At 41.2% G+C, this 14,184-nt stretch carries 14 protein-coding genes and 1 pseudogene; 7 read left to right on the top strand and 8 right to left on the bottom strand.

All coding sequences use genetic code 11. From position 1 onward, the window contains the following. Positions 1-60 precede the first annotated feature (60 nt). From LLY41_RS02525 to LLY41_RS02490, 8 genes and pseudogenes are all read right to left on the bottom strand, one after another. Positions 61-213 (bottom strand): annotated as a pseudogene (locus LLY41_RS02525) (amidohydrolase family protein); the annotation flags it as partial. A 25-nt stretch (positions 214-238) separates the two neighbouring features. Beyond that, a complete protein-coding gene (locus LLY41_RS02520) occupies positions 239-595 on the bottom strand; it encodes a SpoIIAA family protein (RefSeq protein WP_304586819.1) in 357 nt (118 codons plus the stop codon). Positions 596-887: 292 nt separating this feature from the next. Further along, on the bottom strand, positions 888-1,778 hold the full coding sequence (locus LLY41_RS02515; protein ID WP_095243308.1) for an acyl-ACP desaturase: 891 nt from the start codon (positions 1,776-1,778) through the stop codon (positions 888-890). 276 nt (positions 1,779-2,054) lie between these two features. Continuing rightward, the gene (locus LLY41_RS02510; protein WP_095243307.1) at positions 2,055-2,885 is read right to left on the bottom strand and encodes a carbohydrate ABC transporter permease; all 831 of its coding nucleotides are present in this window, start codon (positions 2,883-2,885) and stop codon (positions 2,055-2,057) included. A gap of 12 nt (positions 2,886-2,897) precedes the next feature. Further along, positions 2,898-3,797: a carbohydrate ABC transporter permease gene (locus LLY41_RS02505; RefSeq protein WP_095243306.1), complete on the bottom strand. Its 900-nt coding sequence runs from the start codon at positions 3,795-3,797 to the stop codon at positions 2,898-2,900. Between the two features lie 132 nt (positions 3,798-3,929). Then, complete coding sequence (locus LLY41_RS02500) at positions 3,930-5,183, bottom strand: ABC transporter substrate-binding protein (RefSeq protein WP_304586818.1); 1,254 nt, start codon at positions 5,181-5,183, stop codon at positions 3,930-3,932. 45 nt (positions 5,184-5,228) lie between these two features. Then, positions 5,229-7,346 carry an amylo-alpha-1,6-glucosidase gene (locus tag LLY41_RS02495; protein WP_304586817.1) on the bottom strand — a complete coding sequence of 706 codons (2,118 nt, stop codon included), beginning with the start codon at positions 7,344-7,346 and terminating at the stop codon, positions 5,229-5,231. Positions 7,347-7,498: 152 nt separating this feature from the next. Beyond that, on the bottom strand, positions 7,499-8,515 hold the full coding sequence (locus LLY41_RS02490; RefSeq protein WP_304586816.1) for a LacI family DNA-binding transcriptional regulator: 1,017 nt from the start codon (positions 8,513-8,515) through the stop codon (positions 7,499-7,501). A 248-nt stretch (positions 8,516-8,763) separates the two neighbouring features. Here LLY41_RS02490 and LLY41_RS02485 point away from each other — a divergent pair, with 248 nt between their 5' ends. From LLY41_RS02485 to LLY41_RS02455, 7 genes are all read left to right on the top strand, one after another. Then, complete coding sequence (locus LLY41_RS02485) at positions 8,764-9,039, top strand: hypothetical protein (RefSeq protein ID WP_304586815.1); 276 nt, start codon at positions 8,764-8,766, stop codon at positions 9,037-9,039. After that, a complete protein-coding gene (locus LLY41_RS02480; protein ID WP_304588002.1) occupies positions 8,964-9,698 on the top strand; it encodes a DUF1672 family protein in 735 nt (244 codons plus the stop codon). Before LLY41_RS02485 ends, LLY41_RS02480 begins: the two co-directional genes overlap by 76 nt. A 73-nt stretch (positions 9,699-9,771) precedes the next feature. Next, positions 9,772-10,713, top strand: a complete 942-nt coding sequence (locus LLY41_RS02475) for a DUF1672 family protein (RefSeq protein ID WP_304586814.1) — start codon at positions 9,772-9,774, stop codon at positions 10,711-10,713. A 565-nt stretch (positions 10,714-11,278) separates the two neighbouring features. Further along, entirely contained in the window at positions 11,279-12,169 is an 891-nt protein-coding gene (locus tag LLY41_RS02470) for a DUF1672 family protein (protein WP_304586813.1), read from the top strand. Between the two features lie 34 nt (positions 12,170-12,203). Then, entirely contained in the window at positions 12,204-12,341 is a 138-nt protein-coding gene (locus LLY41_RS02465; RefSeq protein WP_304586812.1) for a hypothetical protein, read from the top strand. Further along, positions 12,338-13,135: a DUF1672 family protein gene (locus LLY41_RS02460; RefSeq protein ID WP_370460312.1), complete on the top strand. Its 798-nt coding sequence runs from the start codon at positions 12,338-12,340 to the stop codon at positions 13,133-13,135. The genes LLY41_RS02465 and LLY41_RS02460 overlap by 4 nt, the downstream gene beginning before the upstream one ends. Positions 13,136-13,206: 71 nt before the next feature. Beyond that, positions 13,207-14,148, top strand: a complete 942-nt coding sequence (locus tag LLY41_RS02455) for a DUF1672 family protein (RefSeq protein ID WP_304586811.1) — start codon at positions 13,207-13,209, stop codon at positions 14,146-14,148. The last annotated feature ends 36 nt before the right edge of the window (positions 14,149-14,184 follow it).

Below are 14,184 nucleotides of genomic sequence, written 5' to 3'. Positions count from 1 at the left end.
TGGGGACAGGTTAGCTGTCCCCAATGTTAGTTGGGACAAAGAACCTGTCCCCTTGTCCCTTACAATCTGCTCATGCCCCATCAGCTGTGACACATGGATGCCCATATGGAGCACTTGCAGCATATTGCCTGTGCCAAGCGGATACCATGGATCGAAGATGTCTTCATGGCCGAAGCTTACATTTAGCCCTGCTTCGAGCAGTTCTTTTACTCTTGCCCGATATCCTGCAATCAAACGGCTATTTCAATATCCACGACCAGGCTTCCTCAAGCTGATGGCCTTCAAAGTATTCAACCGTGATCCCTGGTAAGTAGTTTGTGACCTTTGAAACAGTGCCAATCCAGTCTTGGTCACTGACAACAGCGAATTTATTAAACTGCTTCCACCTTTTTATATCAAATTCCATTCCTTCCGTGGCACCCTGGAAAGTTGTTCCGTCTACATCCGTCATGATGGCCAGGATATTGAATTTCTGATCATCTTTATAATTTTCTCTCACGTATTGATCCAGCTTTTCGGCATCTTCCTTTGTTGCATTGCCATTGAATGCGAGAGCGATGGTAGAGGGTGAGCGGGATTCTATAAATTGAAGCATACTGATTACCTCCAAGTGGTTTTATTGAGGTAATTTCCCGATTATGGGGGCTGCGAAACTAGGAGTGGTACGTTTTTTATTGGAAAATGGTGTGTGCTATTTGCAGGTTTAGGGCTACTATTTGCAGAATCAAAAACCCTATTTGCAAGTTCACAATTCTATTTGCAAGAATTCAGATTCTATTTGCAGCGTTCACAATTCTATTTGCAGAAATCCAGATTCTATTTGCACTATTCACAATTCGGTTCTTTTCCAACAAAAATAGAACCAGCCAACGCGCCGGTTCTATAAATTATTTCTTGCTATAAAATCGATCCCGGACCTTTTTGAGGCGGGCATGATAGTTTAGGATATCAAGTCTTGCTTTCTCTGCTTCAGGTGCGATTGGCCGCAGCTTTTCCACTTCCCAATAGTCAATAATGACATCGAGAACCTGATCAAAATACTCGAGCGGGCCGTAGTTGGCTTCTTTTGCGATGATAGCCATGCGGTTTTCAAAATCGGGCATGACAGCACCCGGCATTTTAAAGTTCATGATGACGTTCGCGAGGTAGTAGCAATAGTTAGGTTCTAATTGCAGGTGATGTTTTATAACGTCTCTGTAAAAAGTATAATGCAGGGTCTCATCCTTGGCCAAACGCCTCAGCAGGGTGGACAAATCCTTATCATGAGGACCCGCTACCTTCGCCACATTATAGTAGAACACCATGGTGGCCAGCTCCTGCATGGAGGTATAAACCATTGTTTCAAATGGCGTATGGAAATCGGGATTCCAGCCATTTTCGACTGTCTGCTTATGCAGCTGGTGAAGCCTGCCCGGATGGACATTCCGCGTGATTAACAGATAGGTTTCAAGTAGGTTGGAGTGCTGATCCTCTTCCGCAGTCCAGGTATGCACAAATTCCTTAATAACATTCAATGACCCTTTAAATGTCTGGTCCAAATAAGAGGTGAACCATGGGAGATTGACTTCTGTCAAAAGAGCTGTCTCCACAGCGGTAATGACAGGCTCCGGTAGCGTCACCTGGCTTTCATCCCATGGTACACGCCGGAAATCCTGTGCTTTATCCCATGGAAGAAATTCGTGATAGCCCCAATCTATTTTTTCAGCACGCTTTTTATGCTCCTCATACAATTCCCTTACCTTCGGCTCCAGACGAAAATCGAGATGATTTGTTAACAAGTGTAGACCTCCATCGCTATTATATAGCTAACTATTATGACCTGTTACTAATTTAATTTAACTATATCACATTTGCACGTTAACTAACTAATATAAAAGTCGAATTTTCGGGAAATTAGGATTTTTATTAAGAGCTGTAAGGAAGAACGAAAGAACCGCCGATATAATTAATCAGCGGTTTACATTTAAATCTTGTATCACCTGACTAGGCCATTAGCTCTTTCACCAATATTGCAAGGCCCTCAGCACTTCGAGAGAGAGTCCCTGCTTCCATCATTACTTCCCGCCCGTAAACGAAATTCCTTTAATAAAGTAGCGATTAAAGAATGCATACAGCAGCAGGACCGGAAGCGTAAAGACCATGGACGCTGCCATAATATAGTTCCAGTAGCTGACAAATTGGCCTTTAAACGTATTCAGCCCTAATGGGAGAGTGTACATTTCTGTATCTGTCATAACAATCAGCGGTCTCATGAAGTCATTCCAGAAACCCATGAAGACAAAGATTGCCTGGGCAGCCAGAGCCGGTTTGGCAAGAGGCAGCACTACCTTGAAGAAGATTCCCAGGCGGCTGAGCCCATCAAGCTGTGCAGCTTCCTCCAATTCTTTCGGAAAATTGATAAAAAATTGTCTCATCATGAAGATGAAGGTCGCATTGACCATCGAAGGTACAATCATTCCCTGATAAGAGTTCAGCCAGCCCAGTTCTTTCAGGATTAAATAGTTTGGAATCATGGTCACTTGCGCCGGTATCATTAACACAGCGAGAATAATGATAAACAAGGTCTTTTTACCGGGAAACGCAAGTCTTGCAAGGGCATAGCCTGCCATTGAGTTAAAAATGATATTTAGCAGCGTCCCGATTACCGCGATGATAAGGGAATTTAATAGCCATCTGGGAAACAGCTCCTGTTCCACAAAAATTTGCTGGTAGTTTGCCAAAGTGAAGTTTTTCGGAATAAAGTTCATGGTTCCGCTAATAATTTCTTCTAATGTCTTAAAGGAGGATGACAGGGCCCATAAGAACGGAACAAGTGTGGTGACAGCGTATAGAACAAGAATGACGTATAGAAGACGCTTGCTGAATGATTTTTTCCTGGAATTCATGTCCGTTCCCCCTTAATAAAGTGATTCTTCCTTCGAAAATTTACGCTGGATCAGTGTTGCAACTAAAATAATTATAGCCAGTGCAAATGCCAGTGCAGCCGCATATCCCATTGTTCCGAGTGACTTGAATGCATATTGATAGATTAATAGAACGACTGTCAGGGTTGAATTGTTTGGTCCCCCGGATCCGCCGGAGAAGATATACGATTGATCAAACAGCTGGAATGTTCCAATTAGCCCCATGATGACAACAAAAGAGGTAACCGGACGCAGGAACGGAACCGTTACATAAAAGAATTTCTGAAGAGCATTGGCCCCATCAAGCTCTGCTGCTTCATATAAGGAATCGGGAATATCCTGAAGAGCTGCGAGATAAATCACCATAAAAAATGGCGCCGTCGCCCAAATATTCATCAGCATGATTGCATTTAATGCGATATCAGGATCGCCTAGAAAGTTATACCCGGGAAGTCCGATCATTTCCAGAAGGTTGTTGATCAGCCCTTCTTTGTTATACATCCACATGAAAATTAACGTTAAAACGGCAGAGGAAGTTAACGTCGGCAAAAAGTAAACAATGCGAAAGAACTTTTCTCCCTTTAAACCGGCATTTAACGTTGCTGCCAATATCAGAGCTAAAGCCGTCTGGCAGGGCACCACAATCAGCACATATTTCGCCGTATTCTTTAACGCGATAAGGGCTCTGTTGTCTTCCATAATTCTGGCGAAATTTTCAAACGCCACAAATTCAAAACTCGTTTCGCCAAGAAGCTGAACTTTATTAAATGAAAGGAAAATAGCATAAAGAATAGGCCCAATGATAAATAGGGCTAACACTAATAGTGTTGGAGACATAAACAAATACCCCTGCCCGGCATCTTTTAATTTTTTCTTAGAAGATCGTTTGTTCATGAGTATTCCTACCTTCTATCTGTTTGGATAATACTTTCCTTAATGGCCGGTACGACTCAAACCTCAAAAGAAAGACTGCAGCATCAGATTATGAATGTACCTGACACCATAAATGTGCCAGGTACATCTGCCTTATTGAATTTCACTATTGGCTTGCTCCTGTGCTTCCTTCAATGCGTCAGATAGCGGACGATCCCCAAGGAATGCAGCAATGAATTGGTTATTAAAGTTATTCATGATAATCGGGAGGTTCGCACCTTCCTGCCATACAGTGGCATAGGAAGCTCCTGCTACTAGTGCACCTCTTAATGGATCTTCATTATAGCCTAATTTTTCCGCGACTGATTTGCGTGTAGGAAGGGCGAAACCTTTAGAAGTCCATGTTTCCATTCCCTCTTTGCCAGTCAGGTAGGAAATCAGCTTCCATGAAGCTTCCTTCTTCTCGGATGCTGAATTCATGACATAACCAACCGTATAAGCCATGGTCCCTTTTTCGCCATTAACAGCAGGAAGTTCAGCAGTTCCGTACTCCACATCAGGGAAAGTATCCTCTAAGAATGGAATCGCCCAATTCCCTTCAATGACCATTGCCGCTTTCTGCTGGCCGAACATTTCTCCGCCCCAGTTTGCGCCAACTTCTGATGCCTGGGCAGAAGTTTTGTCTTCAAGATGCTGATCAACGATTGGCTTTAGTGCTTCCACTACCTCCGGAGAAGCGAAATTCGCCTTATCATCCTTCACCACATCGCCGCCGGAAGCCTGGGCAATATGATATAACCTGGCAAGTTCAGGTGCTACACCAAATCCGTATACACCTTCCTTGGTAAGGGCTTTGGACACTTCGCGCAGCTCATCCCATGTTTTTGGGACTTCTACACCTGCTTCTTCAAACATTTTTTTATTATAAAAAAGAGCTAGAGTAGAGTAATCTTTTGGAAAGCCGTATGTCTTTCCATCCACCTGAAATGCTTCAAGCATCGGCTTCTCAAAATCTTCAGTATCAAAGTCCTCTGTAACATACTCGTCTAAAGGCTCGACGACACCCGTTTCAATCAATGCCGGCGCTTCAAGTGCATCCAAATAGAACACATCGGGACCTTCTCCGCCAATCAAGCGTGTTTTTAGGACATCCATATACTGCTCTGAAATCACTTCATGCTTAACATCAATGTCGGGAAATTTCTCTTCGAAGTCGGCAATGGTCTGTTTCAGCAGCTTTTGCTCAGATGGGTTGCCGCCCCATCCTGCAAGCGTTACTTCAACCTTCTCTCCTTCAGATCCTCCAGAGCCTTCCGAGTTTGTTTCATCTGAGCCGCTGCAACCGGCAAGCAGGGACCCCATTAACATTGTCGTCATACCTAAACCAGCCAACCATTTCTTCTTCATCCTTCGTAACCCCTCTCATTTCCATTGAATTTTTATGTTAAAAAATTATTGAGTTACCTTCACATGTTTGACGATTTCAAAGCCTGTTGTATTTTCTAAAATGGCTGTCTGTATTTCTTCACCCTGTCTGCTGACAGAAACGGAAAGGGTTCCTTCACCAATTTTGATGTTACTAACCGTCAATGTATTCATTTCATCAAGCAGCATCGGGCTCAGCTGAATTTCCTTTTTCAGGCTGTCCGGGAAAAGGCCCAGCAGTGATTGGACCAATACAAGCGGAGTACCCGCTGCCCAGGCCTGCGGTGAACACGCAACCGGGTATTTAACAGCCTTCCCGATTTCGGCACCATAGCCGCAGAACAGTTCAGGGAGACGATCGTACTCAAAATACCGGGAAGCCTGTATTAGGCCAGTCATTACTTTTTTAGCATCTGCAGAAAAACCAAGCTTGCTCATTCCCAGTAAAATCATGCTGTTATCATGTGGCCAGATACTGCCATCATGGTAGCTCATCGGATTATATCCTGCTTCTCCTTCACCCATTGTGCGAATCCCAAATCCTGAAAACATTTTCCCGCTCGTCAGCATGCTGCTTACTTTCTGTGCACGGTCTGCTGCGAGCATTTCCGAATACAGAACATGCCCCGGGTTGGATGTAATGGTTCCAACCTGTCTTTTTCGGCCATCAAGAGCGATGGCATAAAACTCCTGATCCGTCATCCAGAACTCGTTTTCAAATGCTTCTTGAAGTTTTTGAGCCTCTGCCTTCAGCTTTGCAGCACCCTCTTCGTTTCCAAGCCTGTTATAAATGGAGGCAATCCCCTGCTTTGCCTGATAGACATATCCCTGTACCTCGGAAAGTGCTATTGGTGTTTCAGCATAATCACCATTTCGATGAACAATTGAATCTCCGGAATCTTTCCAGCCCTGATTCGCTATTCCCTTTGCTGATTCCTGATGGTATTCCACAAACAAATCGCCATCCCGATCTCCATACTGGTCAATCCACTCTAACGCACGCTTGACGTTTTCTTCGAGCTGCCGGAATGTCTCCAAATCTCCGGTCCACTTCACATACTCTGTTAATAGAACAAGGAATAACGGTGTCGCATCAATCGTTCCATAGTAAGGAGTGAATGGAATCTGGTTAGTATTCGCAAGCTCCCCGTAACGGATTTCATGCATTATTTTCCCCGGCTGCTCATCTCTCCACGGGTCGACTTTGGTCCCTTGCTGACTTGCCATTGTAAACAAAGTTCCTTTGGCCACATCCGGCTGGAAGGCAATCATCTGAAGTGCCGCAATCAGACTGTCCCTGCCAAACGGAACGCCGAACCACGGCAGTCCTGCCACCGGGAAATTGCCGTAGCCCATGTCTGTCAATAGCACCCACAAGTCCGATAATCCCCGATCAACAAGCCTTTGCAGCGGCAGATAATCTGTTTCAACTGAAGCCAGCTCTGAAGACCAGCTCCGGTATGAAGATTTGAGCTTTTGAAGAGCTTCATTTACAGGTAAAAGATCTGTTCTCGTTTCTGCATTTTCAAGCGGAATAACCATAAAGGTTACAGATTTAGATTCCTGGTGCCGAAGAGTTAGAGTAAATGTAATTTTGCCGTCTTCTTTTACTTCTTTAGGGATAAGAGAAGTATCCCATTGAATACGCGTTGCTCTTTTAATATCATCTGCACCATCATAATGGAATGTTAGAGCATTTTTATCAGCTGTCTGACCTGTTCTTTTTCCTACATCACCTGTCTGAAAACCGCGGACGATAAACATATCATGAAAATCCGCATCGGCTTCTACATTTAAATCAAACGTCACCGGTTTCGGAAAGTAGTTCTTCGCCGTAACCGTTTCATATAACACGTCATCATAGATAAATCGCTTTCTTTCAATCTCAACGGATTCTCTCCAAAGAATTAATTCCCCATCCTTTTCCTGGTGCGGATTTGTTGAGAGAATGGAAGACATATAGTTTTCAGATCCATCGGAGTGAAGAAGAATCGGCTTTTCATTGTTGATTCGTACATTAAATTTACTGAGGAAACGAGTATCGTTCTTGTATAAGCCTAAGCCGTAGCTGTGATTGGCAGTGATATCCCCCTGTTCATCTGTTAATAGAAATAGATTGTTCTCTTTTATCACTCTGTAGTTCATTTTGCCCCTCCTGCACTTCCGGTTTTCATAGCTGTTCGCTTTCCGAAACGTTTCGGTTTTTTAGTAAAAAAATATTACCAAAACGTTTCGGATTAATACTAAAGTAAAAGCTGGCTATCCTTGCTGTCTATCCAGCCCGGGTCCGCCAACATTTATTTTTTCACTTCTGCTGTACTCTCTCGTTCCATTAGCTCTGTTTTCATAACAAGACGGTGTGTGTCTGTCTCGTTTTGAAGCAGTCCAATCAGTAATCTTGCTGCTTCATATCCCAGACCGAACTTATTCTGTGCAATCGTTGTCAGCTTCGGACTAACATATGAGGCTAATAAAATATCATCGTATCCTATTATGGATAGCTCCTCAGGAACCTGACGATTAAGCTCTTTCGCAGCGGACATGGCTCCAATTGCCATTAAGTCACTTGCACAAAATAACGCCGTGATTTCAGGATGATTGCGCAGCATTTGAAAAGCCGCTTCCTTCCCTTTTTCTTCTGTAAATTCACCATCGGCAATGTATTCCGGATGGAAGGCAAGGCCTGCTTTATCGAGAGCTTTTTGATACCCCTGCAATCTTTCACGGCTGACAAAAGCAAATTCATGTCCATTAATCATTCCAATTTTTTCATGGCCGAGATGAGTGAGATGTTTTACCGCTTTCTCCGCCCCCAGCACATTATCTGTAGTGACATGGCTGACATGATCTGATTCAAGCGGAATATCAATTAATACACAAGGAATATCGCTTTCTACCACTTCCTTTAAATAAGGATCATCGGTGCGGATTCCCTGAATAATAACACCATCCACTCTTCGCTCACGGCACAGCTGAGTATACGTCTTTTCCCGCTGTTTGGAAGAATTGGTATTAAATAAGATAAGATCATAATTGGATCCCGAAACATACTCATTAACGCCCGCAAGAACCTCTACCATGAAATTATCCTTAACGCTTTCCTTCGTAAAACCTGATACCAGCAATCCAATAGTTTGCGACTTTTTCATTACTAAACTTCTGGCAAGCGAATTAGGGCTGTAATTCAGATCCTTCGCAACTTGAGTTATCTTTTTTCGGGTAATTTCACTAACATCGGAGTATCCATTTAACGCCCTTGAAACAGTCGTAACAGATACTCCTGCCTTTTTTGCAATATCCTTAATTGTAGTCACTCAGACAACTCCCAAAACGTTTCGGTTTTTCTTTAACTTGACTATACAACATGCTGAAAACGATTACAACCATTTTTATAAAATTCTAAACTATTTATAATCATCACGCTTTATTCTGCTAACTCCCTCATGCTAATATACCTAATAAGTGTAAAATTACATGATTAAACTGTAAAAATATAACTCTATCCTTTAGAATAAGGGTATCTTTTTTAACAGCCGAATCCTTTAAGGAGGAGATGTAACCAATGCACAAGATAATAAAGATTTCACTCTGCAGTGTTGCTATATTAGTCTTGCTTGGAGGATGCTCCGGTGCGAATACTGCAGATAACAATCCGGAAAGGAAAAAAGCAGAAGAATCCTCCGCCTCTAGAGATACGTTCATCAGTGTTCAGGAATATTCTGGGAAGGTTACTTCCTTTCTAACGGTAAGGAAACCGATAAAATCGCTAAACAAAATAGGGACCAGATTAAGAAAGCCGCTCAAAAGTTTTTTCAGGAAAAGTATCAGACAAAAGTAAACGTACATAACCTTGCAGGCGGACGGGATAGCGTGACAGTTTTTCTCGAATCTGCAGGAGAACCCCATTTTTATACATATGCCGTTGTCCCGATTGAAGGAAAGAAAAAGAAAGTATTGGCAGATCAGATATGGGCAGATGAGAATGAAGTGCAAAATGCCATTAAAGGCGGTCTCTATCAAATGATTTTTAGCGAAGAATTCCAGGTGCTTGATCATTACCTGGAATCACTTACAGCAGAAGGACAAGTGACAGGAAAAACAAAAGAAGCACTGCAAAAAACAGGAGGTAATGGATATATGACTCCCTATTACTTTGTCATCGTATCTAAAAATGAGGAAGCCATTAACCCTGTTTATGACCTATACCTTAAAAATCATAACGAAAGCATCAACAGTTTAAGAAACGCTTATGATGCAAGTAAATTTTCAGCTGACAATTTAACGATCAGCATTCAATTGTTTATGAAGGATAATAAAGCAGAACCAGATGAAGAACTGTTTGACCGGATAACAAAGGAACTTGAGGAAATGAGTAATATTCCGAAAGGTTCTTACGGCTTTTACCTTAATGACAACCTAATTCATAGAGAAACCGCCAAAGGAATTAAAGAGAACTCGCTCCGGAGAGGCTTTCCGGATTATATTATTAAAGATTAAATAATTGCAGGCCCAGCAAGCAGGGAGCCCATGATGCTGCTGTTTATTTGATGTTTAGGAGGATATGTGACTAGTGCAAAAGAAAATAACCATTTTACTCTGCAGTGCAGGAATTTCATTCATGCTTGGAGGATGCTCCGGCATGATCAACGCGAATAACAACCAGAAAAATGAGCAAACAAAAGAAACACAGGCTGCCCCTTCTGAAGGTTCTCTTATTAGCGTTCAGGATTATACGGGTGAAGGCTATGCACTTCCCTACGGAAAAGTGACGGATAAAATTGCTGATGAAAACCTTGATGAGATAAAGAATGCTGCGATAAAGTTTTTTAAAGAGACATACAAGACAGATGTAACAGTCCATAATGTGGTTGGGGCCAAGGACGGGGCTACAGTGTTTGTAGAATCCAAAGGTGAACCGCATTTCTACACGTATGCTGTAGTGCCAATAGATGAACTGGCAAAGAAAGTGATGACAGAAAAGATATGGGCGGATGAATTCCAGGTGGAGAATGCCATTAAAGGCGGATTGTATCACATGATTTTTAATGAAGAGTTCAAGAAGCTCGATAACTACCTAGAATCAGTTGCGGCTGACGGGCAAGTAACAGGTAAAACAAAAGAATCCCTCCAAAATGCTGGCGGACAAGGTTTTATGGCACCATATTATTTTATTTCCATGACAGATGAAGAGTTGGCTATAAAGCCAGTCTATGACCTTTTTATAAATAATCCTGATGAAAGTGTAAAAAACTTACGGAATGCTTATGATAATACACAATTTAATCCTGAGAATTTCTTTATTAATATACAATATTTCATGTCTGACGAAGAATCAGAACCAAACAAAGAAATATTTAATAGAATCGTGAAAGACCTTGAAGAGATGACTTCAATTCCTAAAGGTTCTTACAGTGTTTTCCTTAATGATAATTTCATTGATAAAAAGAGTGCGGATGGGACTAAGGATAACTCTCTGGAACAGTCCTTCCCTGACTATATTATAAAGGATTAACGATTGGAAGATTTCCAGACAGGTTTCTAATTGGAACTTATAAACTGAGCTGAGCGGCAGCTCAGTTTCCTATTTTTCGAGGGCACTGTCTTCTATTCAAATTCAATCAAATGTTTGATTAATTTTATCTCACTCCACCCCCTCCTTCTTACTTAATTAATATTATTTAATATAACTGCCCGGTTCGGACTCTAACTACTGGATTTTTGCTTTTTGTGTCAGAAGTTAACCCAAGTTCTGACACTAACCCACGAATTTTTGCTTTTTGTGTCAGAAGCTGACCCTAGTTCTGACGCTAACCCACGAATTTTAACTTTTTGTGTCAGAAGCTGACCCAGGTTCTGACACTAACCCACGAATTTTTGCTTTTTGTGTCAAAAACCCAGGTTCTGATTTTAACTACCGGATTTCCCGTTTATGTATCTAAATCCCCAAACCTCTCTCTGACTATTTATCTATTCTTCACCAAAAGGAGTAATATTACACAAAATAAACTGTAAAATTATAACTCTATCCGCTAAAATAAGATAGACTTCAAGTAAGCCTTAAGGGAGATTATGAACGAATGCAAAATAACCTAGGAATCTTACTCTTCAGTGTTAGCATACCACTCCTGCTTGGAGGGTGTTTTGGTCAGGAAAGTAAAATAGAAACACAATCTTCCCAGATTAGCGTTCAGGATTATACTGGTGAAGGCTATGCACTGCCATATGGAAGAGTGACAGATGAAATTGCTGAAAAGAACCTTGATGGGATAAGGGATGCCACAATCAAGTTTTTCAAAGAGAAATATAAGACAGATGTAACTGTGCATAATGTAGTTGGTGCTAAGGATGGGGCCACTGTGTTTGTAGAGTCAAAGGGTGAACCACATTTTTACACCTATGCTGTAGTGCCAATAGATGAACTGGCAAAGAAAGTATGGACGGAAAAGATATGGGCGGACGAATTCCAGGTGGAGAATGCCATTAAAGGCGGGTTGTATAGCATGATCTTCAAAGAGGAATTCAAACAACTCGATAACTACTTTGATTCACTTGCAGCAGAAGGTCAAATAACTGGAAGAACTGTGGAATCCATTCAAAATGTTGGTGGTCATGGCTTCTCAACCCCTTATTATTTTATATCGCTAGCCGATGAGACAGCTATCCAGCCTGTATACGACCTTTTTATGAAAAGTCCTGATGAAAGTACAGATAACCTCAGGAAGGCCTTTAAAGACAATGCATTCTCGGCCGAAGCCCTTTTCATTAATATCCAATTATTTATGGCCGATCCTAACGCCAAGCCGGATAAAAAATTATATGACCGTATTATAAAAAACCTTGAAGAAATGAACTCAATTCCAAGAGGTTCGTATAGCTTTGTCCTTAATGATCATTTTATTGATAAGCAGAGCTCCAGCGGTATGGGAGATCATTCACTCGATTTAGTGAATGATATTATAAAAGAATAATATTAGTTTAAAGCTTTAGGAGGATATGTAACTAATGCACAGAAAAACAAAAATGATACTCTTTAGTGCTGGCATAACCCTCCTGCTTGGAGGATGTTCTGGTATTAGCACCAGCCATGACAGTGGAAATGCAAAAGAAATAAAAGCCTCGCCTTCTGGTGATACTTTATAAGTGTACAGGATTATACTGGCGAAGGTTATTTTCTTGCCAATGGAAAAGAAATAGATAGGATCGCTGAAGCAAACAGAAATCAGATTGAAGTAGATGTTAAAAAGTTTTTCAAAGAACACTATAAAACCGAAGTCAAGGTCCATAATGTGGTTGGTGGCAAGGACGGTGCAACTGTATTTGTTGAATCTGTTGGAGAACCGCATTTCTATACTTATGCTGTAGTACCGATAATTGAAAAAGAAAATAAAGTAAATCTAGAAAAAATTTGGGCTGATGATTATCAGGTACAGAATGCCATCAAAGGCGGACTCTATCATATGATTTTCAATGAAAAGTTCCAGCAGCTTGATCAGTATTTCGATTCTCTCGCTGCTGAAGGCGAAATTACAGGAAAAACAAAAGAAGCCCTTCAAAATGTTGGCGGGTTTGGCTTTATGACACCTTACTACCTAATATCAACATCCAAGAACGATGAGTCAATTATTCCTGTATATAACTTATATCTTAGTAATCCAAAGGAAAGTGCTGAAAAATTAAAAGCCGTATTCAATGAAAGTAAATTTTCAGCAGAAAATTTAACAATCGGGATTCAGCTATTTATGAAAGATAAGGAAGCTAAGCCAAGTGAAAAGATCTTCAATCAAGTTGTAAAAGATCTGGAGGAAATGAAAGGTATTCCAAGAGGCTCTTATGGGATAGTCCTTAATGATAACCTAATCCATCGGGAAACTTCTGAGGGATTTAAAGAAAATTCATTAGAAAGAGATTACCCTGACTCTATTGTGAAGGAGTAAGAAAATTCTCTTCCACTCCCCTGTTATATTTGTAAATGTATTATTTTAATGTCATTAGGGAGGACTGTCCCATGTACAAGAAAACAAAAATTCTACTCTGCAGTATGGGAATCACTTTCATGCTTGGAGGATGCTCCAATATGATGAACTCAAATAACGACCAGAAAAATGAGCAAGCAAAAGAAACACAGGCTGCCCCTTCCGATAATTCTCTAATTAGCGTTCAAGATTATACTGGTGAAGGCTATGGGCTGCCCTTCGGAAAAGTGACAGATAAAATTGCGAATGAAAATCTTGATGGGATAAACGATGCCACAATCAAGTATTTTAAGGAGACATACAAGACAGATGTAACAGTCCATAATGTGGTTGGGGCCAAGGACGGGGCTACAGTGTTTGTAGAATCCAAGGGCGAACCGCATTTCTACACGTATGCTGTTGTCCCGATTGATGTAAAAGAAAAGAAAGTGATGACAGATCAGATTTGGGCCGATGAATTCCAGGTGGAGAATGCCATTAAAGGCGGATTATATCATATGATTTTTAGTGAAGAGTTTAAGCGGCTGGATGACTATCTTGAGGCTCTGGTAGCAGATGGCCAAGTGACCGGAAAAACAAAGGAAGCCCTCCAGAATGTGGGCGGGCATGGATATATGACTCCTTATTATTTTATTGCGTTAACAAGTAAAGAAGAGGCTATTAAACCAGTTTATGACCTTTATATAAATCACCCTGATGAAAATACAGAGAATTTAAGGAAGGTCTATGATGAGGAATCATTTAATCCTGAAAACATCAAAATTAACATTCAGTTATTCATGGCTGACAAGCAGGCAAAACCAAGTGAAGAAATTTTTAATCATGTTACGGCAGAGCTGGAAGATCTGAACTCAATACCCAAAGGCACTTACAGCTTCTCTCTCAATGATAATTTCATTGATAAGCAGAGTGCAGAAGGTGCGAAAGATAATTCTTTAAAACGTGGATTCCCGGATTACATAATTAAGGAATAAAGCAGGTCAATATTCTCCAGGCTCCCCCATTATCTA

The sequence above is a fragment of the Cytobacillus firmus genome (assembly GCF_023612095.1).
Lineage (GTDB): Bacteria > Bacillota > Bacilli > Bacillales > Cytobacillaceae > Cytobacillus.
The sequence above is the reverse complement of the archived record's forward strand: the minus strand, read 5'-3'. Positions and strand labels throughout refer to the sequence as shown.

What these genes read in the sequence shown, in the direction of transcription:
- LLY41_RS02520 (WP_304586819.1), bottom strand. Translation starts at nt 595, where the DNA reads ATGCTTCAATTTATAGAATCCCGCTCACCCTCTACCATCGCTCTCGCA.
- LLY41_RS02510 (WP_095243307.1), bottom strand. Translation starts at nt 2,885, where the DNA reads ATGAATTCCAGGAAAAAATCATTCAGCAAGCGTCTTCTATACGTCATT.
- LLY41_RS02505 (WP_095243306.1), bottom strand. Translation starts at nt 3,797, where the DNA reads ATGAACAAACGATCTTCTAAGAAAAAATTAAAAGATGCCGGGCAGGGG.
- LLY41_RS02500 (WP_304586818.1), bottom strand. Translation starts at nt 5,183, where the DNA reads ATGAAGAAGAAATGGTTGGCTGGTTTAGGTATGACGACAATGTTAATG.
- LLY41_RS02495 (WP_304586817.1), bottom strand. Translation starts at nt 7,346, where the DNA reads ATGAACTACAGAGTGATAAAAGAGAACAATCTATTTCTATTAACAGAT.
- LLY41_RS02485 (WP_304586815.1), top strand. Translation starts at nt 8,764, where the DNA reads ATGCACAAGATAATAAAGATTTCACTCTGCAGTGTTGCTATATTAGTC.
- LLY41_RS02470 (WP_304586813.1), top strand. Translation starts at nt 11,279, where the DNA reads ATGCAAAATAACCTAGGAATCTTACTCTTCAGTGTTAGCATACCACTC.
- LLY41_RS02465 (WP_304586812.1), top strand. Translation starts at nt 12,204, where the DNA reads ATGCACAGAAAAACAAAAATGATACTCTTTAGTGCTGGCATAACCCTC.
- LLY41_RS02455 (WP_304586811.1), top strand. Translation starts at nt 13,207, where the DNA reads ATGTACAAGAAAACAAAAATTCTACTCTGCAGTATGGGAATCACTTTC.